The 25,397-nt window shown below is 71.6% G+C and carries 28 protein-coding genes; 19 read left to right on the forward strand and 9 right to left on the reverse strand.

The annotated features are described in order from the left end of the window. Positions 1–158: 158 nt before the first annotated feature. Positions 159–1,310 carry an SPFH domain-containing protein gene (locus JMF97_RS19080; protein WP_013734628.1) on the forward strand — a complete coding sequence of 384 codons (1,152 nt, stop codon included), beginning with the start codon at positions 159–161 and terminating at the stop codon, positions 1,308–1,310. A 25-nt stretch (positions 1,311–1,335) separates the two neighbouring features. Then, complete coding sequence (locus JMF97_RS19085) at positions 1,336–2,421, forward strand: TFIIB-type zinc ribbon-containing protein (RefSeq protein WP_203222769.1); 1,086 nt, start codon at positions 1,336–1,338, stop codon at positions 2,419–2,421. Position 2,422: 1 nt separating this feature from the next. Here JMF97_RS19085 and JMF97_RS19090 read toward each other — a convergent pair whose 3' ends face one another. The 3 genes from JMF97_RS19090 to JMF97_RS32040 form a co-directional block, all read right to left on the reverse strand. Continuing rightward, positions 2,423–3,346, reverse strand: a complete 924-nt coding sequence (locus JMF97_RS19090; RefSeq protein WP_203222770.1) for a GlxA family transcriptional regulator — start codon at positions 3,344–3,346, stop codon at positions 2,423–2,425. 7 nt (positions 3,347–3,353) lie between these two features. Beyond that, positions 3,354–3,953, reverse strand: a complete 600-nt coding sequence (locus tag JMF97_RS19095; protein WP_199743796.1) for a cysteine hydrolase family protein — start codon at positions 3,951–3,953, stop codon at positions 3,354–3,356. An 84-nt stretch (positions 3,954–4,037) separates the two neighbouring features. Then, positions 4,038–5,606 carry a helix-turn-helix transcriptional regulator gene (locus tag JMF97_RS32040; protein WP_203222771.1) on the reverse strand — a complete coding sequence of 523 codons (1,569 nt, stop codon included), beginning with the start codon at positions 5,604–5,606 and terminating at the stop codon, positions 4,038–4,040. Between the two features lie 127 nt (positions 5,607–5,733). On the opposite strand from JMF97_RS32040, the gene JMF97_RS19105 reads away from it, so the two are divergent. Then, positions 5,734–7,203 (forward strand): thrombospondin type 3 repeat-containing protein, encoded by a 1,470-nt coding sequence (locus JMF97_RS19105; protein ID WP_203222772.1) that lies wholly within the window; start codon positions 5,734–5,736, stop codon positions 7,201–7,203. A 112-nt stretch (positions 7,204–7,315) separates the two neighbouring features. Here the strand turns inward: JMF97_RS19105 and JMF97_RS19110 are convergent, their stop codons facing one another. Beyond that, positions 7,316–7,555, reverse strand: coding sequence for a GntR family transcriptional regulator (locus JMF97_RS19110; protein ID WP_013734635.1), 240 nt, complete (start codon positions 7,553–7,555; stop codon positions 7,316–7,318). A gap of 345 nt (positions 7,556–7,900) precedes the next feature. On the opposite strand from JMF97_RS19110, the gene JMF97_RS19115 reads away from it, so the two are divergent. The 5 genes from JMF97_RS19115 (at position 7,901) to JMF97_RS19135 (ending at position 12,196) form a co-directional block, all read left to right on the forward strand. Further along, positions 7,901–8,155: a hypothetical protein gene (locus tag JMF97_RS19115; RefSeq protein ID WP_203222773.1), complete on the forward strand. Its 255-nt coding sequence runs from the start codon at positions 7,901–7,903 to the stop codon at positions 8,153–8,155. Beyond that, positions 8,152–8,406 (forward strand): DivIVA domain-containing protein, encoded by a 255-nt coding sequence (locus JMF97_RS19120; protein WP_203222774.1) that lies wholly within the window; start codon positions 8,152–8,154, stop codon positions 8,404–8,406. Before JMF97_RS19115 ends, JMF97_RS19120 begins: the two co-directional genes overlap by 4 nt. Then, the gene (locus JMF97_RS19125) at positions 8,406–8,657 is read left to right on the forward strand and encodes a hypothetical protein (protein ID WP_203222775.1); all 252 of its coding nucleotides are present in this window, start codon (positions 8,406–8,408) and stop codon (positions 8,655–8,657) included. The genes JMF97_RS19120 and JMF97_RS19125 overlap by 1 nt, the downstream gene beginning before the upstream one ends. Before the next feature lie 99 nt (positions 8,658–8,756). After that, complete coding sequence (locus tag JMF97_RS19130; protein ID WP_203222776.1) at positions 8,757–10,448, forward strand: ABC transporter ATP-binding protein; 1,692 nt, start codon at positions 8,757–8,759, stop codon at positions 10,446–10,448. Further along, positions 10,445–12,196: an ABC transporter ATP-binding protein gene (locus tag JMF97_RS19135; RefSeq protein ID WP_203222777.1), complete on the forward strand. Its 1,752-nt coding sequence runs from the start codon at positions 10,445–10,447 to the stop codon at positions 12,194–12,196. Before JMF97_RS19130 ends, JMF97_RS19135 begins: the two co-directional genes overlap by 4 nt. Before the next feature lie 58 nt (positions 12,197–12,254). On the opposite strand, the gene JMF97_RS19140 is transcribed toward JMF97_RS19135, so the two are convergent. Both JMF97_RS19140 and JMF97_RS19145 read right to left on the reverse strand, forming a co-directional pair. Continuing rightward, positions 12,255–12,887 (reverse strand): HNH endonuclease family protein, encoded by a 633-nt coding sequence (locus tag JMF97_RS19140; protein WP_203222778.1) that lies wholly within the window; start codon positions 12,885–12,887, stop codon positions 12,255–12,257. A gap of 146 nt (positions 12,888–13,033) precedes the next feature. Then, complete coding sequence (locus JMF97_RS19145; protein ID WP_203222779.1) at positions 13,034–13,699, reverse strand: YceI family protein; 666 nt, start codon at positions 13,697–13,699, stop codon at positions 13,034–13,036. Positions 13,700–13,917: 218 nt separating this feature from the next. Here JMF97_RS19145 and JMF97_RS19150 point away from each other — a divergent pair, with 218 nt between their 5' ends. The 5 genes from JMF97_RS19150 to JMF97_RS19170 are packed head-to-tail and all read left to right on the forward strand — an operon-like array spanning position 13,918 to position 17,945. Beyond that, on the forward strand, positions 13,918–14,457 hold the full coding sequence (locus JMF97_RS19150; protein ID WP_126710665.1) for an RNA polymerase sigma factor: 540 nt from the start codon (positions 13,918–13,920) through the stop codon (positions 14,455–14,457). Continuing rightward, a complete protein-coding gene (locus JMF97_RS19155) occupies positions 14,454–15,236 on the forward strand; it encodes a zf-HC2 domain-containing protein (protein WP_203222780.1) in 783 nt (260 codons plus the stop codon). The genes JMF97_RS19150 and JMF97_RS19155 overlap by 4 nt, the downstream gene beginning before the upstream one ends. Next, complete coding sequence (locus JMF97_RS19160) at positions 15,233–15,991, forward strand: ABC transporter ATP-binding protein (protein ID WP_203222781.1); 759 nt, start codon at positions 15,233–15,235, stop codon at positions 15,989–15,991. Before JMF97_RS19155 ends, JMF97_RS19160 begins: the two co-directional genes overlap by 4 nt. Continuing rightward, positions 15,988–17,259 (forward strand): ABC transporter permease, encoded by a 1,272-nt coding sequence (locus tag JMF97_RS19165; protein ID WP_203222782.1) that lies wholly within the window; start codon positions 15,988–15,990, stop codon positions 17,257–17,259. Before JMF97_RS19160 ends, JMF97_RS19165 begins: the two co-directional genes overlap by 4 nt. A 50-nt stretch (positions 17,260–17,309) precedes the next feature. Next, a complete protein-coding gene (locus JMF97_RS19170) occupies positions 17,310–17,945 on the forward strand; it encodes a hypothetical protein (protein ID WP_438803768.1) in 636 nt (211 codons plus the stop codon). 11 nt (positions 17,946–17,956) lie between these two features. Here the strand turns inward: JMF97_RS19170 and JMF97_RS19175 are convergent, their stop codons facing one another. Then, complete coding sequence (locus tag JMF97_RS19175; protein ID WP_203222784.1) at positions 17,957–18,733, reverse strand: IclR family transcriptional regulator; 777 nt, start codon at positions 18,731–18,733, stop codon at positions 17,957–17,959. Positions 18,734–18,787: 54 nt separating this feature from the next. On the opposite strand from JMF97_RS19175, the gene eda reads away from it, so the two are divergent. From eda to JMF97_RS19195, 4 genes are all read left to right on the forward strand, one after another. Beyond that, positions 18,788–19,444 (forward strand): bifunctional 4-hydroxy-2-oxoglutarate aldolase/2-dehydro-3-deoxy-phosphogluconate aldolase, encoded by a 657-nt coding sequence (eda, locus tag JMF97_RS19180; RefSeq protein WP_203222785.1) that lies wholly within the window; start codon positions 18,788–18,790, stop codon positions 19,442–19,444. 6 nt (positions 19,445–19,450) lie between these two features. Continuing rightward, positions 19,451–20,551, forward strand: a complete 1,101-nt coding sequence (locus tag JMF97_RS19185; protein ID WP_126710660.1) for a sugar kinase — start codon at positions 19,451–19,453, stop codon at positions 20,549–20,551. A gap of 134 nt (positions 20,552–20,685) precedes the next feature. Then, positions 20,686–21,024 (forward strand): ArsR/SmtB family transcription factor, encoded by a 339-nt coding sequence (locus JMF97_RS19190; protein ID WP_013734644.1) that lies wholly within the window; start codon positions 20,686–20,688, stop codon positions 21,022–21,024. Continuing rightward, complete coding sequence (locus tag JMF97_RS19195) at positions 21,021–21,473, forward strand: SRPBCC family protein (RefSeq protein ID WP_233196536.1); 453 nt, start codon at positions 21,021–21,023, stop codon at positions 21,471–21,473. Before JMF97_RS19190 ends, JMF97_RS19195 begins: the two co-directional genes overlap by 4 nt. Positions 21,474–21,537: 64 nt before the next feature. Here the strand turns inward: JMF97_RS19195 and JMF97_RS19200 are convergent, their stop codons facing one another. Together JMF97_RS19200 and JMF97_RS19205 are read right to left on the reverse strand one after the other, a co-directional pair. Next, entirely contained in the window at positions 21,538–22,449 is a 912-nt protein-coding gene (locus tag JMF97_RS19200; RefSeq protein WP_203222786.1) for a CDP-diacylglycerol diphosphatase, read from the reverse strand. Between the two features lie 209 nt (positions 22,450–22,658). Continuing rightward, the gene (locus tag JMF97_RS19205) at positions 22,659–23,573 is read right to left on the reverse strand and encodes an NADP-dependent oxidoreductase (protein ID WP_238359602.1); all 915 of its coding nucleotides are present in this window, start codon (positions 23,571–23,573) and stop codon (positions 22,659–22,661) included. Positions 23,574–23,674: 101 nt separating this feature from the next. Between JMF97_RS19205 and JMF97_RS19210 the strand changes: the two genes are divergently transcribed. After that, positions 23,675–24,637 (forward strand): AraC family transcriptional regulator, encoded by a 963-nt coding sequence (locus JMF97_RS19210; protein WP_203222787.1) that lies wholly within the window; start codon positions 23,675–23,677, stop codon positions 24,635–24,637. A 148-nt stretch (positions 24,638–24,785) separates the two neighbouring features. After that, positions 24,786–25,343: a carboxymuconolactone decarboxylase family protein gene (locus tag JMF97_RS19215; protein ID WP_203222788.1), complete on the forward strand. Its 558-nt coding sequence runs from the start codon at positions 24,786–24,788 to the stop codon at positions 25,341–25,343. Positions 25,344–25,397 lie beyond the last annotated feature (54 nt).

Below are 25,397 nucleotides of genomic sequence, written 5' to 3' on the forward strand. Positions count from 1 at the left end.
CGCGGCGAGGGTACCTGATGATCTTCGCCCCCGATCAGCGGCCCCCGGTTCCATCGAGCGGGCCTTCGTACCGAGACGGCAGGTGGAACCGCAGGTGGCACAGGGTTGCTATCGTCGCCGCCACACAGTTGATCTCGGGAGGGGACACGATGGGGCTCATGGACCGCCTTCGGGGCGAGTTCGTAGACATCATCGAATGGCTGGACGACAGCCGGGACACGATCGTCTGGCGGTTCCCCCGCTTCCAGAACGAGATCAAGATGGGCGCCAAGCTCGTCGTCCGGGAGTCCCAGACGGCGGTGTTCGTCAACGAGGGCCAGGTCGCCGACGTCTACCTGCCGGGCACCCACACCCTCGAAACCCGCAACATGCCGATCCTGTCCACCCTCAAGGGCTGGAAGTACGGCTTCAACTCGCCGTTCAAGGCCGAGGTGTACTTCGTCAACACCCGCCAGTTCACCGAGATGAAGTGGGGCACCCAGAACCCGGTGATCCTGCGCGACCCCGAGTTCGGGGTGGTCCGGGTGCGGGCCTTCGGCGCGTACGCGGCCCGGGTGGTGGACGCCCAGCGGCTGCTCAAGGAGCTGGTCGGCACCGACCCGCAGTTCCGCACCGAGGAGGTGCAGGAGTACCTGCGCCAGCTCATCGTGGGCCGGCTCGGCGGCGCACTGGCCCGGGCCGGGGTGCCGCTGCTGGACCTGGCCGCCCACCAGGACGCGATCGGCCGGCAGCTGGCCGGCGCGCTGACCGAGGAACTCGCCGAGGTCGGCATCGCGATCCCGAAGTTCGTCATCGAGAACGTCTCCGTGCCGCCGGAGGTGGAGCGGGCGCTGGACAAGCGCACCGAGATGGGTGCGGTCGGCGACCTGGACCGGTTCACCCGCTACCAGGCGGCCACCGCGCTGGAGGCGGCGGCGAACAACCCGGGTGGCGAGGCGGGCGCCGGCGTCGGCATGGGCATGGGCATGGCGTTGGGTCAGCAGATGGCCCGGGCCATGTCCGGCGAGAGCAGTGCGCCGCCGGCCGCCGCACCGCAGGCCGCCGCACCGTACGCCGCACCGACGGCCGCCGCGCCGGGTGGCGCCGAGCCGCCGCCGCTGCCGGGCCAGGCGCAGTGGTTCGTCGGTGTCGGTGGCGAGCGCCAGGGCCCGTTCGACATCGGTGCGCTGGCTGCGCGGGCCGGTGCCGGCGGGTTCGGCCCGGACACGCTGGTCTGGCGGGCCGGCATGGCGCAGTGGCAGCCGGCCGGACAGGTGCCCGAACTGGCGTCCGTGCTGGCCAGCGTCCCGCCGCCGCTGCCGCCGCTGTGATCATCGGGATCGGGAGGGTACACCGATGAGTGAAACCGCTGTCTCGCCCCCGTCGTACGGCTGCGGGGGTTGCGGCGCCCGGGTGGAGCACGCGCCCGGCACGACCGCCCTGCAGTGCCCCTACTGCGGGCACCAGCAGCAGATCGCCGCCGCCACCCGGGAGGTGCGCGAGCACTCCTTCGACGGGCTGGCCACCCTGGCCCGCAAGCCGGCTGCCGCCGTGGGCGCGTACGTCTACCGGTGTCCGGGCTGTGGTGCCTCGACCGAGAGCGCGGCACTGGCCGAGCGGTGCCAGTTCTGCGCCACCCCGCTGGTGCCGCAGCAGGCGGCCGACGAGCTGATCGCCCCGGAGGCGGTGCTGCCGTTCGCGGTGGACCGCAACGGGGTGCGCACCGCGCTGAGCACCTGGTGCCGCAGCCGCTGGTTCGCCCCGAGCAGCCTGAAGAAGGTCAGCGAGGCGGAGACGCTCAAGGGCACCTACCTGCCGCACTGGACGTTCGACGCGCGGACCGTCTCCGACTACCGCGGCAAGCGCGGCGAGCACTACTACGTCACCGAGACGTACACGGTGACGGTGGACGGCAAGACGGAGACCCGCACCCGGCAGGTCCGGCACACCCGGTGGCACTCGGCCAGCGGCACGGTGCGCCGGGACTTCGACGACGTGCTGGTGCCCGCCACCACGCACCTGCCGACGAACAAGCTCGACGAGTTGGCCCCGTGGCCGCTCAACGAGGCGGTCCCGTACGAGCAGGACTACCTGGCCGGGTACCACGCGTTGCGCTACGACACCGAGCCGGAGGCCGGCCTGGTGGAGGCGAAGGCCCGGATGGCGCCGGTGATCGAGCGGGACTGCCGCTCGGACATCGGCGGCGACGAGCAGCAGGTCGACGCGGTGGACACCAGCTACTCGGACGTGACCTACAAGCTGCTCCTGCTGCCGGTGTGGATCGCCGCGTACCTGCACGCCGGGCGGTCGTACCAGGTGCTGGTGAACGCCCGTACCGGTGAGGTCATCGGCGAGCGGCCGTACAGCAAGGCCAAGATCGCTGCCGCGGTGCTGGCCGCGCTGGCGGTGATCGCGCTTGTCGTGTTCCTCATGTCGCGATAGGTCAACCTACGGAGTGGGTCGAGCGGGCGCGGGCCCGCAACCGCCGGAGCATCCGGGCGTCGGTGAACCCGACCGCCCGGGCCGCGGCCTCCACGGCGACGCCGTGACCGATGAGGTGCTCGGCCCGCTCGACCCGCAGCAACTGCTGGTACCGCAGCGGGGTCAGGCCGGTGGACGCGTCGAACAGCCGGGTCAGGGTGCGCTCGCTCACCCGGGCCACACCGGCCAACTCCACCAGCGGCAACGCTTCGGTGAACCGTTCGTCGATCACGTCCTGGACGCGGTGCACCACGTCGCTGAGGTGCGAGCGGTAGCGCAGCATCGCGCTGTCCTGCCGCTCGTGTCCGTTGCGCCGGGCGTACACGACCATCTCCCGGGCGATCCGGGCGGCCAGCGCCGGTCCGTGCCGGACGGCCATCAGGTGCAGCGCGAGGTCGATGCCGCTGGCGATGCCGGCCGAGGTGGCCACCCGGTCGTCGACGACGTACAGCCGGTCGTTGAGCACGGTGGCCGCCGGATACCGGCGGGCCAACTCGTCCTGGAGTTCGTGGTGGGTGGTGCACCGGCGACCGGCCAGCAGCCCGGCGCGACCCAGCAGGTAGGCGCCACCGCAGACGCTGACCACGGTGCCGCCCGCCGCGTGGTGCGCGACGAGCCGGCGCAGCGTGGCGGGCTGCGCCGGCTCGGCACGGGAGGCGGGTGACCGCCAGCCGGGGACGACGACCAGGTCGGCCGGGTCCAGATCGGGCCAGTCGACTTCGGCGCGCACCGGCAGCCCCTGTGCGGTCACCACCTCACTGCTCTCCGCGACGAAGGACTGCCGGTAGTCGAGCCCGGAGTCCGCCGCCGCGGAGAAGACCTGCGCCGGACCGGCCAGATCCAGCAGGTGCAGCTGCGGAAGCAGCAGGAAGACGACCCGGCCCACGAACACCTCAGCGGTCGGCGCCGACCGGGGTGGTCACCTCGTCGACGGTACGGATGGTGGCGAACCGGCCCGACAGCGCGTACGCGGTGCGCTCGATGATCTCGTCGGTGTTGAGGGTACGCGGATCGGCGAGGATCTCGGCGATCGTCCGGCCTGCGGGGGCGTCCGGGTGCTCGATGGGCATGGTGGCGGTCGCGTCGACGACGAAGGTGACCTCGTAGCCGAGGTCGGCGGCGAGCCGGGCGGTGGTCTCGCAGCACTGCTCGGTACGGATGCCGCAGACGGTGACCTCCCGGACGCCGTGGACGGTGAGCAACTGCTGGAGTCGGGTCGTGGTGAAGGCGTTGTGCACGTACTTGGTCAGCACCGGCTCGCCCTCGGCGGGCTGCAACCCGTCGATCAGTCGGACGAAGCCGCGCGCCGGGTCGAAGACGTCACCGCTGTCCGGCTCGGAGTGCAACACCCAGACGACCAGGTCACCTCGGCTGCGGGCGGCCTCGACCAGCCGGTTGACCTGACCGACGATGTCCGGTTGCGAGCAGGCCGTCCAGTTGGCGCGCTGGCGGAAGGACTCCTGTACGTCGATCACGACGAGTGCTGCGGTCATGCGTTCATCCTGACCGTCCCCGGTCCGGGCGCACCAGCCACGATCGCGCACCGCTGCGGAACGATCCGGTCAGCACGGTGTCGGTCAGCGCAGCAGGTGCCGGACGAGTTCGGTGCGCTTGCGTACGCCGAGTTTGCGGTAGGCGTTGCGCAGGTGGAACTCGACCGTCTTGATCGACACCGACAGCCGCGCGGCGACCTCCTGGTTGCTGAGTCCCTCGGCGACGGCGGCGGCGACCCGACGCTCGGTGGCGGTCAGCGCGGCCTCGGCCGGTGCCGACGATCCGGTGGCCGACGCCGGTACCTGGCCGGACCGGCCGCCCGGTGGCGCGTTTGTGGCAACGGCCGGTTCGGCCACCGAGGCGAGGTCGACGGCGACGCGGGCGAGCAGGCCGGCCGCGCCGGTCGCCGCGTACTCGCTGCTGGCCAGTTCCAGCAACCGGATCGCGTCGGCACGCCGTCCACAGTGGGCATGCCAACTGCCGAGCAACCAGGCCAGCCGGGCGCGCGACAGCCGTTCCACCGGCCGGTTGAGCCCGACGAGGGAGCGTTCGAGCCAGGCCATCGTCGTAGGGTTCCGAGGGTCGACGATCCATGCCCGCCAGGCCGGCAGCGCCGGCGCGCCGGGCCAGTCCAGTGGCGGGTCCTCGATGGCGGCGACGACCGCCTGCGCGGCGGCGGCATCACCACGCAGCGCGTGGTATGTGGCCAACTCGCAGCGGTGCTCGAAGACCAGACCCGAGTTGGCCCCGACGGCCGAGCCGACGAGCCGGCCCACCACTCCCACCCAGGCGTCGACGTCGCCGCTGGCCAGGTGCAGCGCGGCGGCGCACTCGGCGATGTGCGACCCCACCCAGGCGGAGCCGGACCGGGCGGCCAGCACCCGCGCCTCGGCGAGCCGACGCCGGGCCAGCACCAGGTCGCCGCAGAGCGCCTCGCACTTGGCCAGCCAGGAGGTGATCTCGGCCTCCAGGTCGAGGCGGCCGGCGGCGACGGCGTACCCGTGCGCCCGGCGCAGCGTGGCCCGGCCGCGCAACAGGTCACCGGACCACGCCTCGCCCATGCCGAGCATGGTGGTCAACCGCGTCCGGCGAGCCGGGTCGATCCGGTCGTCGACCAGCCACGGCTCGACCACCTGTGCGAAGAGCGGTCTGATCCGGTCGGGACGCTGGGCGCTCAGCGTCGCGATCATGGCGCACTCGACGTACAGCGGGTCGTGGTGCAGCCCGGCGGCGGTGAACAGGCGCAGTGCCTCGTCGGGGTGGGCCGGGCCAGGCGGGGTGGCGGGCCCGCGCCGGGCGAGTCGGCGGCCGAGGCGGGCGCTGACCGCGGCGGCGATGGCGTGGTGGAGGAACTCGATCTCGCGCTGCCGGGCGACCACCTCGCGGCTACGCGCCCCGGCCTGCGGCGTCGCCGGCTGGGCTCGCGGGCCGGCCTGCGGGGTCGCGGCCTGGGCGCGCAGGACCGCCAGTCGCCGCACCATCGGGGGCAGGCCGGCCGGGTCGGCGGTACGGGACACCGCGAGGAACGCCTCCGCGACCAGACGGGCGGCGGTCACCGGGTCACCAGCACGGTCGGCCGCGGCCAGCAGCCGGTCGGCCTCCTCCTGGTGCTCCTGTTCCTGGAGACCGTGGGATTGCTGATCGATGTCCACGTCCGTCCTTCGTCGGGCGGGTGTAGCAGGCACACCCTAGCTAGGGTTTCGCCCGGGCCGACGGTGGTTCGACTGGTTACCGACTCAACGGTCTGGGCGGCACCGGGCGGGTGTGACCGTACGGCTCATGACAGTCCGTAACCGAATGCGAGTGGCGATGATCGTCACTCCCCTGTTCGCCATGTCCATGGCACTTGTCGCCATCAGCACCCCCGCCGCCGCCGACAAGCCGTCGGAGCGGCCCCGCCTGTCGTACGCCCGGCTCTGCGACCCGACCGGCTGCTACCTGTCCTGGCGGGTCGTCGACAGCGACGCCGACGGTGTCAGCGACGCCGACGAGGTGGCCGCCGGCACCGATCCGCACGACCCGCACAGCACGCCGAGCCTCCCGGTGGTCGTCGAGGTGGCCTCGGTCAACAAGCTGCCGTCCTTCTCGTACGGTCGCGGCAGCTTCATCGCGTTCCCCGAGGAGATCCTGAAGCTCAAGGAGACGACCACCAACCTGCCGACCCTCGGTGTCTTCGCGCTGCCGGTCCGCAAGGACGCCTACACCCGGCTGGGCATCGACCTCAAGCGGTTCGACGAGTTGAAGCTGTCGGTGCAGCGCGACGGGGTCGCGATCGGCCGCGGCAGGATCTCGCAGTCCGTCGGTGACCCGCTGCGCGGCAGCCTGCTGACTCCGTTCGACTCGCACTTCGTCGAGTACCAGCCCGGTGTGACGGGGCAGAGTCCCGTCGCGCACGGCGGCATCGTGAAGACCGAGAAGGGCGGCTGGTTCGACGACTTCGACTACCAGCTGCACTACGCCGACGGATCGCGCGGCGTCGTGGACCTGGTGCCGGGTGGTTCGGTGCAGGAGTACTTCAACGCCGACGGCTCACGCGGCGACACCGTCCTGCACCAGTACGAGGAGCGTGGCGAAGACGGTGGCGTCTACATCGAGGAGCACACCTGGGTCTGGGACGTGCACGGACGTCTGGTCAGCGAGACCACGTCGAAGTCCCACTCGAAGGACGGGAAGCTGGACAGCTGGCTGGAGACGATCTACCACGTCTACGACGAGGACGGCAAGGAGCTCGGCACCATCCATATGGAGTCGGTCATCTTCACCGACTCGACGCACAGCACCGGCAGCCAGACCATCACCACCTGCGACGCGAGCGGCAGCTGCGACGACGGCATCAACATGTACTACGACTCCGACGACAACGACTCCGGCGGTGGCCACGACGATGGGGGTGACCACGGCGACGACGGCGGTGACGGCGGTGACGGCACGGAGAACGACCACGGCTACGTCAACCCGGACTACACGAGCGATGTCGTGTCGATCCTCACCGGCAGCGACGGGTTCACCCGGATCGTCGGCACGAACATCACGCCGGTACGCAACTGGACGCCGACGTACGCCGACGGCACCATCCCGGAGAACAAACTGACCGGCATCATCTACGTCGACGACACCGCCAACGCGTACAACTCGGTCTTCTCCGAGCCGCGCATCACCGGGGCGCAGCCGGAGCACGTGCCCGGTCTGCCGCAGCCGTGGCTGGACGGGCCACCGCCGAACGGCGGCGGCTGCAACGGGCTCTGCTGACCGAGCCTTCTCCGACGCCGCCCGTCCGGTCAGTGACCGGACGGGCGCTGGCCTGTCGGGGCGTTGCTATGGGTGGCCACGCTCAGGCAGCCCTCGGCTGAACGTGTGGCGCTCAGGTTTCCTGCTCCGCCACGAAGACGCCAAGCCCCTGGTGACCGTAGAGTTCGCCGGTCTCGATCAGGATGGTGACAGCCTGGCGGACGGTCGTCTGACTGTTGACGCCGTACATCTCGGCGAGCGCCTTCGTCGACGGCAGCTTGTGGCCTGGTGGCCACTCTCCCGACGCGACGCGTGCTCGGATGTCGGCAATGATCCGCCGGTAGTGCGGTTCGAACTTCCGTGGTGTGGGCATGCAAGGACTCCCAGCTAGGCCCACACATCTGATCACGCCAGCCGGGAGAACTTCAAGGGCAACGTTGACTTTACCAGTAATGCCGGTAAGGTGCGGAGATGAGGAAACACCCAGCTAGGCACTGTGGTGACTCCTTCGTCGGAGCAGCATCCCCCTGATCAGCGGAGTGACCCCAGGCTCCCGCTCAGTCGCTGCTCCGGCGTCCAAACGCCCGCACGATCCGCGACCAGGTCCGGTAGTGGCGGGAAGCAGGCAGGCCCGGGGCGGGTGCTGGGCTCCGGCGGCGTCGACCCGAGCGGCGTACGTCGTCCCCGCCCGTCTCGGTGCCGCTATTCAGGGAGGGACATGGATTCGATCGATGAGGTGCTCGGCGAGTTGCCGTTGCCGCCGTATGTGACTGCTGAGGATGTCGGCTTCGCTGTGAGGGCGTTGAGTGTGCATGCTGCGGAGCAGTGGCCGGAAGGGCTGCGGTGCCGTAACGACCGGGCACCGCATCCGTGTCGGCTGCACCGGTGGGGGCGGCGGGTGGTGGACCAGCGTGGCCTGACCGAGCGGCAGGTGCGGTTGTTGATCGCTGAGCAGGAAGCGCCCCGGCGATGATCTACGCGAGTGGGGATCGGCTGTATCCGCATCAGGTACGGGCTGCCACGTTCGACCGTCGGTGGCGGGGATGGGACCCGGGGCAGGTCGAGGCGCTGCTCGGTCGGGTGGCCGACGAGATGGCGCGGTTGCAGCGGGAGGTGGTCACCGCGAACACCGAGGCCGAGCGGATCCGGCAGGCGTTGCGGCAGTGGCAGTCCCGGCACAACGCCTGCCGCCACCCGACAGATCAGCCACAGGGTGGGCGGTGATGGGCGCACCGCGCTGGATCATCCACCTCCCGACCACGCTGACCAGCCTGGACGAGGCTGTCGACCTGGCGGTCGCGTTACGTGACTCGCTCGGCCATGTCACCGTCGTCGACTTCGGCGAGACCACCCTGAGTGAAGAGGACAAGCAGTTCCTGCGTACCCGAGTGTGGTGTGACGCCCGGGGCGACGGACCCGGCCGCTGCCAACGCCGCGATCAGCACGACGGACTCTGCGCCACCACGGCGCAGTAGCGTCCGAACAACCCCGGCTGTGGCCACGTCAGCACGATCCGGCCGCTCAGCCGGACGGGCGACAAGTTAGCCTGGCCTAACTTCAGAAGTGAGGCCAGGATGACGAAGACCCCTGCGGCGGTGCCGACCGGCCGGCTGATCGGTGGGATGTTCCGGCGGCAGCGCCGCGACACGGCGTTGTGCGCCGGTTTCTGGTCGCTGCACCAGGTCTGTGAGGCGCTCGTCCCGGTGGCCATCGGTCTGGTCATCGACCAGGCCGTGGGGACCGGGTCGACAACGGCGATGGTCTGGTCGGTGGTGGGGATCTTCGCGCTGTTCCTGGCGCTCACCATGGGCTGGCGGTTCGGGTTCTGGTTCCTGTCCAAGGCGGTGGTGCGGGAGTCGCACGACCTGCGCATGCAGGTGGTCCGGCGGGTGCTCACCGGGCGGGGCATCCGGACCAGCCGGCAGAACGGCGAGCTGCTGTCGATCGCCACCTCCGACACCCAGGCCGCCGCCGAACTGCTGGAGCTGGGCAGCCGAATGATCTCCGCGTTCCTCGGCCTGACGGTGGCGACGGTGGTGCTGCTGCGCATCGACTGGTCGCTCGGGCTCGGGCTGGTGGTGGGTGTCCCGTTGCTGGTGCTCGGGCTCCACGCGCTCGGGCCGGTGGTGGAACGGCACACCTCCGCACAGCAGCAGGCCATCGGCCGGGCCGCGGCGACCGCCTCCGACCTGCTGCGCGGGCTTCGGCCGCTGCGCGGCTTCGGTGGCGTCGACGAGGCGGCCCGCCGCTACCGGGCGGCCAGCCGCACCTCGCTGCGGGCCAACGTCGGCGCGGTGCGGGCCGGCGCGACATTCGTCGGTGTGTCGACGTTCACCACCGGCCTGCTGGTCACGGTGGTCGCCGCGCTCGCCGGCTGGTTCGCCCTCCAGGGGCGGATCACCGTCGGTGAGCTCATCACCATCGTCGGACTGGCGACCTTCATCAGCGACCCGGTGCTCAACCTGGCCGACTGCGTCTTCCGGCTGGCGACCGCCCGGGCCAGCGCGGCCCGGGTGGCCGAGGTGCTCGCCGCATCCGAACAGGCCGGGTCCGGTGACACGGTGGCGCGGCCCGGCCCGCTCGTCCTCGACGAGGTGCACGCCCCCGGACTGGACGGCGTCAGCCTCACCGTGCGTCCCGGGGAGCTGCTCGGTGTGGTCACCGAGCAGACCCGTACCGCCGACGCCATCACCGACCTGCTGGCCGGGGCGCGGCCACCCGAGCGAGGCGAGGTGACGCTGGCCGGTACGCCGGTGGCCGACCTCGACGTCGCCACGCTGCGCCGGGTCGTCCTGGTCGAACCGCACGCGGTGGACCTGTTCGGCAGCACGTTGCGCGAGGTGCTGCAGACCGGCGACGAGCACGACGACGACGCGCTGCGCCGGAGCATGGCCGCCGCCAGCGTGGACGTGCTCACCGACGGCGACGCCGGGCTGGACCGGGAGTTGCTCGACCGAGGGCTGGACCTCTCCGGCGGTCAGCGGCAGCGCATCGCCCTGGCCCGGGCGCTGCTCGCCGACCGGCCGGTCACCGTGCTGCGCGATCCGACCACGGCGGTCGACGCGGTCACCGAACACGCCATCGCCGACGGGGTACGCGCCTACCGTGCCGACGGTGAGCGGGCCACCGTCCTGGTCACCACAAGCGCCCCGCTGCTCGACCGCTGCGACCGGGTCGTCTTCGTGCACGCCGGTCGGGTGGCGGCCGTCGGACGGCACCGGGACCTGCTCGCCCGGTCCGCGTACGCCGAGGTGGTGCTGCGATGAGCGGCCTGACGTCGACGATGCTGCCCGTCGCCACCGGCCGGGCCGCCCTGGCCACCTTCTGGCGGGCGCTGCGCCGCCACCCGATGTTCGGCTGGGCCTCGATCGCGGCCTCGCTGGCGGCCAGCGCCGCCGCGGTCGTCGTACCGTTGCTGCTCGGTCGGCTCGTCGACCTGGTGGTGGCCGGCGGTACCACCCGGTCGCTGCTGCTGACCTCGGCCTGGATCCTCGGCGTGGGTTTCGCCGGCGCGGTGCTGACCGGTGCCGCCCGCTGGCTGGTCACCGAGTGGGGCATGCGGGCCTGCGCCGACCTGCGGGAGGAGGTCCTCGACCACGCGCTGCGGATGGACTCGGCCCGGCTGGAGAGCGCGGGCTCGGGGGATGTCGCCTCCCGGGTCACCGACGACGTGGAGCAGGTCACCGACTCGATCCAGTTGGCGGCCGGGGTCTTCACCGCACTTGTCACAGTCGTGGTCACGTTCGTCGGCTTCACCGCCCTGGACTGGCGCATCGCCGCCGCGTTCCTGGTCGTCTTCCCGGTGTACGCGCTGAGCCTGCGCCGGTTCGTCCCGGCGGCCAAGCGTCTCTACGCCGCCGAACGGCAGGCCGCCGCGGTACGCACCCAACGCCTGCTGACCACCTTCGGCGGGGTCCGGACGGTGCACGCGTACGGCATGGAGCAGCGGCAGAGCCAGCGGGTCGAGCAGGCCTCCCAGGAGGCGGCCGACGCCCGACTGCGGGCGGTACGCGGGTTCCTCTGGTTCGCGAACATGATGAACTACGCCGAGGCGATCGGCCTGACCGCCGTCCTGCTGACCGGGTTCCTGCTGGTGCGCGCCGGGGACAGCAGTGTCGGTGACGTGACCGCCGCCGCGCTGTTGTTCCACCGCCTCTTCGGCCCGCTCGGCATGCTGCTGATCTCGTTCAACGACATCCAGTCGGCCGGCGCGGCGCTGGCCCGGCTGGTCGGTGTCACCGAGGTCGACGTGCCGGCGCAGCGGACCGCCGAGACGCCGACCCGAGGGCCCGCCGGGGTCACCGCCAAGTCGGTGTCGCACCGGTACGCCGCCGGCCCGACGGTCGTGCACGACGTGTCGATCGAGATCGCCGACGGTGAGTCGCTGGCGATCGTGGGTGAGAGCGGTGCCGGCAAGACCACCTTCGCGGCCATTCTCGGCGGGGTGTTCCCGGCCACCGAGGGCGCGGTGTGGCTGGGTGGCCGGTTGATCGACGACCTGGGCCCGGACGAGTTGCGTCGCACCGTCGGTGTGGTGACCCAGGAGGTGCACGTCTTCGCCGGCACGCTCGCCGACGACCTGCGGCTGGCCGCCCCGCACGCCACCGACGAGCAGTTGCACGCCGCGTTGCGGATGGTCGGCGCGCACGGCTGGGTCGCCGCGCTGCCGGACGGGCTGGCCACCCCCGTCGGTGACGGCGAGCATCCGCTCACCCCTGGTCAGGCCCAGCAGTTGGCGCTGGCCCGGATCGTCCTGCTCGACCCGCCGATCGTGGTGCTGGACGAGGCGAGCGCGGAGGCCGGCAGCGCCGGTGCCCAGCAGCTCGAACTGGCCAGCCAGGCGGTGATCCGGGGTCGTACCGCCATCGTGGTGGCGCACCGGCTCACCCAGGCGCACGCCTGTGACCGGGTCGCGGTGATGTCCGGCGGTCGGATCGTCGAACTCGGTCGCCCCGACGACCTGGTCGCCGCCGGTGGCCGGTACGCCGAACTCTGGGCGGCCTGGCGGCGCTGACCTGACGACGGACCTGGCGGTGCCGGCAAGCACCGCCAGGTCCGGGTAGCTCAGCGGGTCAGCAGGTGTTCAGCATCGAGGCCAGGGCCGACTTCTCCGCGCTGTCGACGGAGAGCGAGTAGTACCACTTCACCTGGATCCAGGCGCGGGCGTAGGTGCAGTGGAACGCGGCGCGCGGCGGCTTCCAGGCGGCCGGGTCCTTGTCGCCCTTGGACTGGTTCACCGTGCTGGTGACCGCCCACAGCTCAGGGCCACCGAGGTCGTTGGCGTAGGTCTGCCGCCGGGAGGTGGTCCACGACCAGGCGCCGGAGCGCCAGGCCTCGGCGAGCGGGACCACGTGGTCGATGTCGATCTGCGTCGGGCTGGTCCGGGTCAGGCCGTCGTACGGGCTGTACCAGGAACCGGAGGTCGGATAGCAGCTCGCGTCGACTGTGACGTTGGTGCCGTCACGCTTGAGGACCTGCTCGCGCGTGTTGCAGGTGCCGGTGACCGTGCTCCAGTGCGGGAACAGGTCCCGGTTGTAGCTGGACTGGTGGGATTCGGCGGCCACGGTGAGGGAGTTGAGCCGGCTCAACGCCGTGGCGTACGAGGGGATGTTGGGCGGGGTGGCGTGGGCCGGCCGGGGGACCAGCACCAGGGACAGGGCGAGGGCGACCACCAGGGTGACGGCGGCCTTGCGTACGTGAGCCATGTGGCGACTCCTGACTGTCGCCTGCCACGGCGGGTGGGGGTGGCCCGCTGACGGGCGTGACCGGCGACATTCGGATTCTCGCAAAGATCGTGATCAATGAATACGCCGGCGGACGAAACGATCGTTAAATCCGGATGAAGAGCGGCCTATCCCTGGCGGATGGCCTCGCCGGCGATCTCGATGCGCACGGTGCGACCGACCAGTACGCCGCCGCTGTCCAGGGCCACGTTCCAGACCAGGCCGTAGTCCTCGCGGTTGAGTTCCGCCGTGGCGCTGAACCCGAAGATGTCCTGCCCGTACGGGTCGCGTCGGGCACCGCCGAACTCGACCTGGCAGTCCACCGGGCGGGTGATGCCCTTGACTGTCAACTCACCGGAGAGCACGAACCGGGCGGTCACCGGCCGCGTCGGCGGCGCGGGCTCCTCCACCACCGACCGGCGACCGAGCCGGTGGTTCTTCAGCTTGGCCCAGAAGAAGATCGGATCGGTCTTGTCCAGGGCGGTGATGCCGGTGCTGCGGTACTCCAGGGTCGGGAACTGCTCCACGTCGAGGAAGTCGGCGCTGCGCAGGTGGGTGTCCCGGTCGACGTTGGCGGTGTCGATGCTGGCGGCCTGGATGGTCGCCTGGATCGTCGACTCCAGCGGGTCCTCGGCGACGGTGATGCGGGCGGTCGCCTGGCGGAACTCGCCACGCACCGGGCTGACCATCATGTGCTTGGCGACGAACCCGATCCGCTTGTGCCCGGCGTCAAGCTCGTAACTGCCGGGTGCGGGGATGGACATGCCGTTCCAGATGCGCGTGGAGCCGGTCATCGCTCGCCACTTCCTCCCCCGCCTTGACTCAAGGCCCAGACCGGCACCGGACGGCCGGACGATCATCGACGCCAAGCATAGGGAGGTCAGAGGGGGTTTCCCTGCCTCGACCAGTGGTGATCGTGAGGACAATCACCAGGCCAGACGCATCGGAGACGGCGGGCGGCGGGTCACGCCCGCAGAGAACCGTTTCGGCGGCGGCTGCGTCCTAACCTTGCGTGATGGATTCAGACGACGCAGCGTTACTGCGCCGCGTCGGTACGGGCGACCGCCCCGCGTTCGACGTGCTCTACGCGCGACACGCACCGTGGTTGGCGCTGCGGCTGCGCCGCCGGTGCCGCGACCCGGAGTTGGCCCAGGAGTTGCTCCAGGAGACGTTCCTGACCGTGTGGCGGGCGGCGGCCGGCTACCGGGAGGACGGCGCGGTGACCGGCTGGCTCTGGGCGGTGGCGTCACGCCGGCTGATCGACGCCCACAGGCGCATCGCGGCCCGTCCGTCCACGGTCGGGTCGGTGGCGCCGGAGGCGGTGCCGGTCTGGTCGCCGTCGGCCGAGGACGAGGCGTTGGCCGGGTCCTACGACGCGGCCCTGGAACGGGCGCTGCACCGGCTGTCGCCGGAACTGCGGGCGGTGTTGCAGGCCACCGTGCTCGACGGGTTGACCGTACGGGAGACGGCGACGCTGCTGGGCGTACCGGAGGGAACGGTCAAGACCCGGGCGATGCGGGCCCGCCGGGAGTTGCGGGAGGCGCTGTCGTGACGGCTTTTCACCTGGACGCTCGAACGCTGGCGGCGTACGTCGACGATGCTCTGGACGACGTCGACGCCTGGTCGGTGGAGACGCACCTCGACCGGTGCGCCGCCTGCCGGGCCCACCTTACCCTCGACGATCCGACCCGGCGGCTGGTCGAGGCGGCGGCGGTGGCGGTGGCCGCCCCGCTGCCACCACCGGGCCGGGTACGCCCGGCGACCCGCTGGCGTCGGATCCGAGTCCTGGTGGGTGCCGGCCCGGCCGCCCGGGGTGCGTGGCTGGTGGCGGTGGCGTTGACCGGGCTGGCCGCGCTGGGGCTGGCGGTCAGCCCGGCGATGCTGCCGCCGTGGCTGCTGTTGTTGGCCGCGCCGATGTTGCCGGCGGTCGGCACCGCCCTGTCGTACGGGTCGTGGTCGGATCCGTTGCACGAGATGGTGGCGTCGACGCCGCAGGGCGGGCTGCAGATCATCCTGTGGCGCACGCTCGCGGTGCTGGCGGTCACCGCGCCGGTCACGCTCCTCGCCGGCGCGGTGACCGGCGTCGGTACGCCGATGCTGTGGCCGCTGGCCGGTCTCGCGCTCGCCGCCCTGACGTTGGCGCTCGGCTCGCTGATCGAGCCCGGCCAGGCGGCGGCGGTGGTGGCCGGCGCGTGGGCGGTGATCGTGCTGGCCCCGATCGGCGAGTGGGCGGTGCTGGTGCAGGCCGGGCCGGTGTGGCTGGGAGTCACGGCAGCGGCCGTGCTCGTGGTGTGGACCCGGCGGGATCGAGTAGGGAGACGAACCGCGTGAGCGTGACGGTGAGCGTACGAGGGTTGCGGGTCAGCTACGGCCGACGGAACGCCCTCGACGAGTTGGATCTCGACCTGGGTCCGGGGGTGCACGGCCTGCTCGGCCCGAACGGGGCCGGCAAGACGACACTGATGCGGGTGCTGGCCACCGTGCGGCAACCCGACCGGGGGCAGGTACGGCTGCTCGGGCAGCCGCTGTCCGATGCGGTCGGGCTACGGTCGGCCCGTCGCCGACTGGGTTACCTGCCGCAGTCGTTCGGGTTCTATCCACGGTTCACCGTTCGGGAGTTCGTGGAGTACTTCGCCTGGCTGAAGGAGATGCCGGCGGCGCAGATCCCGTTGGCGGTGGACCGGGCGATCGAGCGGGTCGGGCTGTTGGACCGGGCCGACGACCGGATGAAGCACCTCTCCGGTGGGATGCTCCGTCGGGCCGGCATCGCTCAGGCCATCGTCAACGATCCCCGGGTGCTGCTGTTCGACGAGCCGACCGCCGGACTGGATCCGGAGCAGCGGATGGAGTTCCGGGCGCTGCTGCGGGAGTTGGGACTGGATGCCGTCGTACTGGTCAGCACGCACCTGGTCGAGGATGTCGTGGCGGCCTGCACCCGGGTCAGCCTGATGGATGCGGGACGGCTGGTGTTCGACGGGCTGCCCGCGGAACTCATCGCGGCCGGTGGGGCCGGTGACAGTGGCGACTCCCCGATCGAACGCGGCTACGCCGCGGTGCTGCGGGACACACGGGCGGCAGCCCGGTGAGGCGGATCCTGCGTACCGAGCTGCGTCGGGGCACGGCGCCGTGGGCCGCAGCGGCGATGTGTGGCGCCGGGGTGTGGATGCTGGCCGTGCATCCGGAGGACTGGGGCGGCCGGTGGGCCGGGCTGGTCAACTACCTGCGTACCTCGTTGCTGATCCTGTGCGCGCTGATGGTCGCGGCGGGCGTGTGGCAGGCCGGCCGGGAGCGGCGGCGGGGCATCGACGAGATGGTAAACTCCACCCCACGTCCCGGCTGGCAACCGATTCTGGTGGCGTGGCTGGCGGTGACGCTGGCCGGCACCGTAGGTGTGCTGGTGGCCTTCGCCGGGGCGGCGGTGCTGGTCGCGCGGGTCGCGACGTATCCCGGGGATGGCTGGTGGTGGACGCTGCTCGTCGGGGTGCTCGCGTTGGGCGCGGCGACCGCCGGTGGCATGTGCGTCGGCCGGCTGGTGCGGCTGCGCCTGGCCGCACCGGTCGCCGGGTTGGCCGCGTACCTGGCGTTGGCGATCCTGACCTACTGGGACTCCAAGAGCGCGGTGTGGCTTGCCCCCGTGCAGGTCGCTCAGGCCGCGTATCAGGTGGTGCCGGGTCGGGTGGTGGCCTGGCAGGCGGGGTGGCTGCTGGCGTTGACCGTCGCGCTGCTCGCGCTCGCCGCCCGACGCTGGTTGGCCGCGGCGCTGGCCGGTGTGCTCGCGATGGGTGTGGCGGTGCCGATCGTCACCGGCCCCGGCCCGAACCGGCTTCTCACCGACCCGGACGCGGTCGCGCTGGTCTGCACGGACAGCGGCCCGCAGGTGTGCGTGGCCCGGATCCACGCCTTCCTGCTCGACGAGGTGACGCCGCACGTGCAGCCGTTCCTGGCCCGGCTCGACGGGATTCCTGGTGCCCCCGACCGGGCGGTCGACGATGCCGCCCGACCGGTCGACCAGCCGCAGGCGCCCGGCGACGGGACGATCTGGCTCCACCTCGACCAGCAGTCCACCGCCCGGGGCGGCCTGGCCCGGCTGGACTGGCTGGACGCCGACTTGCGGGCGGTGACGCGGCTGCACTGTTCCTCCGGTGCGGGTCTCCGCGAGATCCGCCAGCAGGTCCATCTCACCAGTGGACTGGCCGACGCCTGGCTGCTCCAGCTACCGCCGAGCCCTGAGGTCCCGATCGACTGGCTCTACGCGCTGCCGATGCCAGCGCAGCGGGCCTGGTTCGCCGACTACCTGCGCGCGGCGGCCGGCTGCGACGAGGCGGCGCTGATCCGGCTCGGGCAGCCGCGGTGAACGGCGGCGGCGCGGCTCGGGCGGCGACGGTGAACGGCGGCGGCACTGCCCTGCCTCGGGCAGCCGCGTCGGGCGGTCGTCGGTTCGCGCTGCATCTGACCGCACGCGGGGTGCCGGCGTTCCTGGTCGGCCTGGCCGTGGTCACGGTGCTGGCCTGGGCCGCCGGGAGTTGGCTGGCCAGTCGCCCCTACTTCAGCGGGCCGTCCGCCCGGATTCCGGTGGTCGCCCTCGCTCCCCTGCTGGCCGCCGTGCTGCTCGGTCCGAGCCTCGCCGGTGCCGACGAGGACCTGGAACGCGGCACGCCGGTGCCGTGGCGGGTGTGGCGGGCCGGTCACGTCCTGCTCGCCGCCCTCCTCTGCGCGGCGGTGCTCAGCCTGGCCGGGCTGGCGGATCCGCACACGTTCGGCGCGTACGCGCTGGTGCGCAACACCCTCGGGCACACCGGTCTGGTCGCGGGCGCGGCGGTGCTGCTCGGTGTGCGCCTGGCCTGGCTGCCCGCCTTCTGCTACGGCTGCGCCATCTACGCCGCCGCCCCGCGCGGCACCGACCGGGTCACCGCGATCTGGGCCTGGCCGGTGCAGCCCTCGTCCGCCACCGTCTCGTGGCTGGTCGTCGGCGTGCTGTTCGTCGCCGGCACCGCCGCCTACGTCCTGTTCGGTGCGGGCGGTCGGGACGGTCGGCGGTAATCCGGAGCCGCTCAGCTGGCGGTGAGTAGGCCGCGGGCGGCGCGGACCTGGTCGACCGCGTGGCGCAGTGCCGCCACCACCCGCTGTTCCAGTTGCCCGTCGAGGCGGGCCGCCGGAATGGAGAGGCTGATCGCGTCCACGGCGGGGGTGTGCAGCGGCACCGCCACCGCGAAGCAGACGATGCCCTCGGTGTTCTCCTCGTGGTCGACGGCGTACCCGCGTTCCCGGCTGGCCGCCAGGTCGGCGTGCAGGGCCGCCAGGTCGGTGATGGTGTGCCGGGTCAGCGCCGCCGGGGACGACCCGAGGATCGTCTCGACCTCCTCGGCGGCGCGTTCGGCGAGCAGCACCTTGCCCAGGGCGGTGGCGTGGGCCGGCAGGCGTCGTCCGATGGCGCTGTAGAGCCGCAGCGGGTGCGAGGACTCCCGCTTGGCGGTGTAGACCACGTGCGCGCCGTCGAGTCGGCCGAGGTGCACGGTCTCGCCGAACTGCCGGGACAGGTCGTCGAGTACGCCGGCGAGCAGGCCGACCGCGTCGTCGGTGTCCAGGTACGCGGCACCGACCTGGAGGGCGCGTACGCCCAGCCCGAAGCGGGTGCCGGTGTCGTCGGCCTCCACCCAGCCGCGCTGCATCATCGTGCGCAGGATGCCGTGCAGGCTGCTCTTGGGAATGCCGAGGTCCCGGGCCAGGTCGCCGAGGGAGCGTCGGCCGCCGGAGGCGGCCAGGGTCTCCAGTACCTCCAGCGTGCGCCCGGCCGACTTGACCGGTTGGAAGCCCTCGGCGGATGTCATGGCGCTCACTGTAGCGGGATTGACATCCCCGGGATCAGCAGTAGGGTCACATATGTGACTGCCGTTCATCCTTCTGAACAGCCCGCCGACGTCTCGCAGACCATCGCCGCGGGCCGGATCCTGCCGGTCGTCGTGCTCGACGACGCCCGTGCCGCCGCTCCGCTCGGTGCCGCCCTGGCCGCCGGTGGCCTGCACAGCGTGGAGGTGACCTTCCGCACCGACGCCGCCGCCGACGCCATCCGGGCCATGTCCGAGGACCCACAGCTGCTTGTCGGCGCCGGCACCGTGCTCACCCCCGGCCAGGTGGACGACGCCGTCGCGGCCGGTGCCCGGTTCATCGTCTGCCCCGGCTTCAGCGCCCGGGTGGTCGCCCACTGCCAGCAGGTCGGCGTGCCCGTCTTCCCGGGTGCCGCCACCCCGACCGAGATCCAGATGGCCATCGACGCCGGGCTGGACACGGTCAAGTTCTTCCCCGCCGAGCAGCTCGGCGGCACCACGATGATCAAGGCGCTGGCCGCGCCCTTCCGGTCCGTACGCTTCATCCCGACCGGCGGGGTGAACACCGGCAACCTGCGCGACTACCTCAGCCTGCCGCCGGTCCTCGCCGTCGGCGGGACCTGGATGGTCGCGCCCAACCTGCTCGCCGAGGGCCGCTGGGACGACGTGACCGCACTGACCGCCGCCGCCGTGACCGCCGCCCGGGAGGCCTGATCCGCCATGTCCGTTCTCGACCTGCGCCCCGCCGACCGGTGCCGCTACGACCTCGTCTCGCTCGGCGAGGTGATGCTGCGCCTGGACCCGGGTGAGGGACGGGTGCGCACCGCCCGCGCCTTCCGGGCCTGGGAGGGCGGCGGTGAGTACAACGTCGCCCGAGGGCTGCGCCGCTGCTTCGGGCTGCGCACCGCCATCGTCACCGCGTTCGCCGACAACGAGGTGGGGCGACTGCTGGAGGACCTGATCCTGCAGGGCGGTGTCGACCCGTCGTTCATCCGCTGGATGCCGTACGACGGCCTCGGCCGCAGCGTGCGCAACGGCCTCAACTTCACCGAGCGCGGCTTCGGCGTACGCGGCGCGGTCGGCACCTCGGACCGGGGCCACACCGCCGCCAGCCAGCTGCGCGCCGACGACGTCGACTGGGACCACCTCTTCGGCGACCTGGGGGTGCGCTGGCTGCACACCGGCGGCATCTACGCCGCGCTGTCGGAGACCACGCCGGAGACCATCGAGGCGGCCATGGTCGCCGCCCGCCGACACGGCACGATCATCTCGTACGACCTGAACTACCGGCCCAGCCTCTGGAAGGCGGTCGGCGGGCAGGCCCGCGCACAGGAGGTCAACCGGCGACTCGCCCGGTACGTCGACGTCATGATCGGCAACGAGGAGGACTTCACCGCCTCCCTCGGCTTCGAGGTGCCCGACACCGACGCCAGCCTGTCGGAACTGGAGGTGACCAACTTCCAGCGGATGATCGAGGAGGTCACCAAGGAGTTCGACAACTTCCGGGTGGTGGCCACCACGCTGCGTACGGTCCGCAGCGCGACGGTCAACGACTGGGGTGCGATCGCCTGGGGCGGCGGCCGGTTCGTCGAGGCCACCCACCGTCCCGGCCTGGAGATCATGGACCGGGTGGGTGGCGGGGACAGCTTCGCCTCCGGGCTGATCTACGGCCTGCTGGAGCAGCACGACCTGGCCACCGCGGTGGAGTACGGCGCGGCGCACGGCGCCCTGGCCATGACCACCCCCGGCGACACCTCGATGGCCAACCGCAAGGAGGTCGAGGCGCTGATGCGCGGCGCGGGCGCCCGGGTCCAACGCTGATCGACACCGCTGACGCCATCGCCCGGCCCCGACGCTGATCGGGGCCGGGCGATTGTCACTTCTCGCGTCACCGACCATCGCGGAATCCCCACGAACGTTGAACCATGTGGTTCACTGTTGCTATGGTGAACCACATGGTTCAGCAAGATGCGCGTCTCGACCGGATCTTCTCGGCGCTGGCCGACCCGACCCGCCGGCAGGTGCTCGCCAGGCTGGGGGCCGCGCCGGCCACGATCAGCGATCTGGCCGAGCCGTTCGCCATCTCCCTCACCGGGATGAAGAAGCACGTCCGGGTGCTGGAGGAGGCCGGCCTGGTGGTCACGGAAAAGGTCGGCCGGGCGCGGCAATGCCGACTGGGCACCGAGCGACTGGACGACGCGATGGCGTGGATCACCTTCTACCAACGGCTCTGGGAACGTCGCCTCGACGGTCTCGACGCCTACTTCACCCTGCGGAAGGGGACGCAACAGTGACCGAGACGCCCGACCTGCACCTGCGCCTGAGCCGGCACCTGCCGGCCTCTCCCGAGGAGGTCTTCGACGCGTACACCGATCCGGAGCAGCAGAAGATCTGGTTCAGCATTCTCGACGAGCAGCCCGGCATCGTGGAGATCGAGACCGACCTGCGCGTCGGTGGCACCCAGACGGCGGTCTGGGGGCCCAGCCGCGACCAACTGTTCCGCGAGACGCAGACCTTCCTGGAGATCGACCGGCCACACCGGCTGGTCACCGAGGCGGTGGGCAGCAGCCCGGACGGCGCCACGATGACCACCCACGTCGAGGTCACCTTCGCACCCGACGGGGACGGCACCCTCGTCACGGTGGTCCAGACCGGATTCCCGGCCGCGGAGATGCGCGACTTCTTCGCCCACGAGGTCTGGGTCGGCGCCCTCGACCGGATCGAGGCGTTCCTGCGCCGCTGAGGGCGGGTCGGGGACGGTCGACGGGGGTCGTTCCCGCCCGCTCACGGGCCAGGCAGCCAGGCGATCACGCGTAGGCGAGCAGGAAGTCGACCGTGCCGGTGCCGCCGGGTTGGCCCGGCGGGACGGGTAGGCCGGGTTCGCTGTTCAGGACGTAGAACCCACCGTTGCCGACCAGCCGCGGGGTGACGGCCAGGATCTGCGCCGCCATGCTCGCCCCGGTCGGGCGCACCACACTGTCGCGCAGCAGCGTGAAGAGGTTCGTGTTCAGGTTCGCCACGTGCAACACCCGGTACGACCGGGGGGCCGGAGCGCCGGTGCTCGTCAGTCCCCACACCGGCACGATCTGGGTGGGCCACCGCGCCGGGTTGTTGGTGATCGCACTGTCGTGGTTGTTGAGCTGCGTCTGGATGCCCGAGTGGATGCCCGCCAGGTGGATGTGGAGTTGATCCTGCTGCCGGATCGTCGGATCGGCCGAGTTGATGCCCAACCCGATGTGCGGATAGACCACATGACCCGGCTGTCCTGGCTGCGCGTTGTTCCAGGCGTCGAGCCAGTAGTTCGGCGCGCTGGAGGTGGCGATGAACGGGCACTCGATGCCGCTGATGCGGCAACTGGGCACCAGCAGGAAGTCGTGGTTGGACCCGGACCCGCCGTTGAGGATCACGTAGGTGGGTGTCGTGGCCAGGCACTGGGGAAACGGCGGGCCGGGCTTCGTCCCCTCACAGACCTGCACGCGGTCCCACAGGTCGTACCGGCCGCCGGTGTCGCTCGGGTAGCCGCACAACTGCGACGGCGTGGGGCAGGCCGAGCCACCCGGGCCGCCGGGGTCCGGTGCCGGCGGCCCGGGAGCCGGTCCCCCGTCGGCCAGCGCCGCACCACCTCCCGCGAGACCCCACAGGCCCGTGGCGCCGACCGCTCCCGAGAGCCTGACGAACTGACGTCGGTGGATGTTCCCGGTTGCCCTGTTGTCGCCCATCCTCAGCCTCCGCCCGTCGCGACCCGAGCAGGCCGCTCGGTGTCCATCAGCGCCCGGCCCCTGGCGGGGAGAAGCGGACGCGAGGAATGAACATGTCGAGACTAGGACGATCCGCTCAGGGCTCTGCGTCGGCAACCGAACGGATCCCCTGATCGTGTCGCTCCGGGTCGCCGCTCAGCTGCCTGCTGCCTGCTGCCTGCGGGTGAGTCTCACGGCACGAGAATGATCTTTCCGCGGGTCTGACCTGACTCGGCCTCGCGGTGCACCTCGGCCAGTTCGGCGAGCGGACGGACGGCAGCGATGTCGACCTGGACCTTGCCGGCATCGATGAGCGCGACCAGCGCGGCAAGCTGGTCGGTGTCGTTGCGGGCGACAAAGTGCACGGCGGTCACGGAGGATCCGGCCGGTGGCCGCACCGGGACCGTGGCGGACACGACGAGGCCACTGGGCCGCACCAGCGGCAGCAGCATGCCGGCCTGCCGGGCGCTGCCGGCAACCAGGTTGACGACGGTGTCGACGGGTTCGTCGAGCGCGTCGACGAGCGGCGTGGCCAGGTAGTCGATGATCTCGTCGGCACCGAGCCGGCGAACGGCGTCCGCACTGCGTGGGCTCGCCGTGGCCAGCACGTACGCTCCGGCGTGCTTGGCGAGTTGGATGGTGAACCCGCCGATGCCACCGCCCGCGCCGTTGACCAGGATCCGTTGGCCGGCGATGACCTTCGCATGGTCGAACACGGCCTGCCAGGCGGTGACACCGGCGATGGGAACGGCGGCGGCGTGGGCGAGCGGGATGGTGGTGGGCGCCGCGACGAGGTTTTCCGCCGCAGCGGTGACGTACTCGGCGGCGGCACCGCCGCCGTCGATGCGACCGATGACCGGGTCGCCGACGTCGAGGGTGGGCACGGCCGCGCCGACTTCGACGACCGTGCCGGCCACCTCACCACCGAGCGTGTACGGCAGGTCGGCGGTGAAGACCGCGCGCAGCAGCCCTCGGCGCAACCCCACGTCGGACGGGTTGAACGAGGTCGCGGCGACCTTGATCACGACCTCGCCTGGACCGGCGACGGGACGGGGTACGTCGTCGGCGCGGATCACGGACGCGTCACCGTACTCGTGCATTCTCATGGCTCTCACCGCTCGAACCTATGGGCGAGCCCCAGGGACGAACCATGCTTCGCAGGCTCTCGTTCATACGCGATCGTCCTGCCCGGCGCTACCCTCGGCGGGTGGACGTGCTCAGCGACGTGATCGCGGTGATGCGAACGGGACAGCCTCGTTCCGCGCGGGTGGCCTGGCACGCCCCCTGGGCGCAGCAGTTCGCGTCGATGCCCGGGTCCGCCGGATTCCAGGTGATCCTGCAAGGGCGGTGCTGGCTCGTGCAGGCGGGAAGCGAGCCCGTTGCGTTGTCGACCGGGGACGTGGTGTTCCGGCCGCACGGACGCGGACACGTGCTCGTCGACAGCCCGGCGACGCCGGCGACCGGGCCCGCCTGCGACCCGGACGCCCAGCCGACACTGCACCGCCACGACAGCGACACCGACAGGCCAGCCACCGCCCCGGCCACGATCATCCTCTGCGGCGGCTACCAGTTCGACACCGCGCGCACCCATCCCCTGCTGCCCGATCTACCCGAGTTGATCCACCTGCCCGCGCACCTCGGGCGACACCCGCAGCTGCACGCCACCGTGCAGCTGCTCGGCGACGAACTGTCGCACCCGCGCCTCGGCACGGACGCCATCGTCCCCGCGTTACTGGACACGCTGCTGCTGCACATCCTGCGCGCCTGGCTCGACGGGCAGCCGGTACGCGCGGCCGACACCGGCTGGGCCGCGGCGCTCAACGACGGGCCGATCGCCGCCGCGCTGAACGCCATGCACCGCGATCCGGCCCGTCCGTGGACCGTCGCCGCACTGGCCGCCGAGGCCGGGCTGTCCCGGACACCGTTCGCCCGCCGCTTCACCGCGCTGCTCGGTCAACCGCCACTGACCTACCTGACCTGGTGGCGGATGACCACTGCCGCCCGGCTGCTCCAGGAATCCGATGCGGCGTTGAACGTCATCGCCGCCAAGGTCGGCTACACCTCGGAGTTCGCCTTCGGCAACGCCTTCAAGCGCCATCACGCCGTCGCTCCCGGCCGGTACCGCCGGTCCGGTGGTGGCCTCGTGCCGGCCCGGACAGCGCACGAATGAAGAAGCGCGGCCGAGGACCGGATGTGATCGTGGCTGCGCGGCGTCGCTCACGCCGCCCCGCACGGGCAGCGATCCTCGACAGGGGCAGCGCCCCTCGGTGAGCGCCGCCCACCCGGGCCACGACGCACTGCTGAGAGGCAGGACGAGCATGGCGCACATCGATCTCGGAATCGATGAGAAGGAATTCCCCGGCATCACCGGCCCGATGCGCTACCGCCCCGAGACGGCGAAGCCGCTCAACGAACTGGCCGAGGTGCTGCTGCGGGCCCCGAACACCCTCCCGGCCGGGGAGCGGGAACTGATTGCGGCGTACGTGTCCGGACGCAACGACTGCGAGTTCTGCTGCGCCTCGCACTCGGCGTTCGCCGCCGCGCAGCTCGACGAGGGTTACGACCTCGTCGACCAGGTACGCGCGGACCTGGACAGCGCCCCGATCTCGGCAAAGCTGCGGGCGCTGCTGCGCATCGCCGGTGCCGTGCAGGTCAGCGGCCGCAACGTGACAAGCGAACTGGTCGCCGACGCCCGCGCGCAGGGCGCCACCGACACGGAGATCCACGACACCGTGCTGATCGCTGCCGCGTTCTGCATGTTCAACCGGTACGTCGACGGGCTCGGCACCTTCGCGCCCGCCGGTCGGGACGCCTACGCCGCGACCGCGCGTCAGGTCGTCGAGTTCGGTTACGGGGCAACGGTTCGCACTGACTGAGCACACAGCACGGACAAGGGTGGCTACACCCCTCCCCCTCTGCGATGGTCGATG

Source organism: Micromonospora fiedleri (genome assembly GCF_016774385.1).
Taxonomy (GTDB): domain Bacteria; phylum Actinomycetota; class Actinomycetes; order Mycobacteriales; family Micromonosporaceae; genus Micromonospora; species Micromonospora gifhornensis.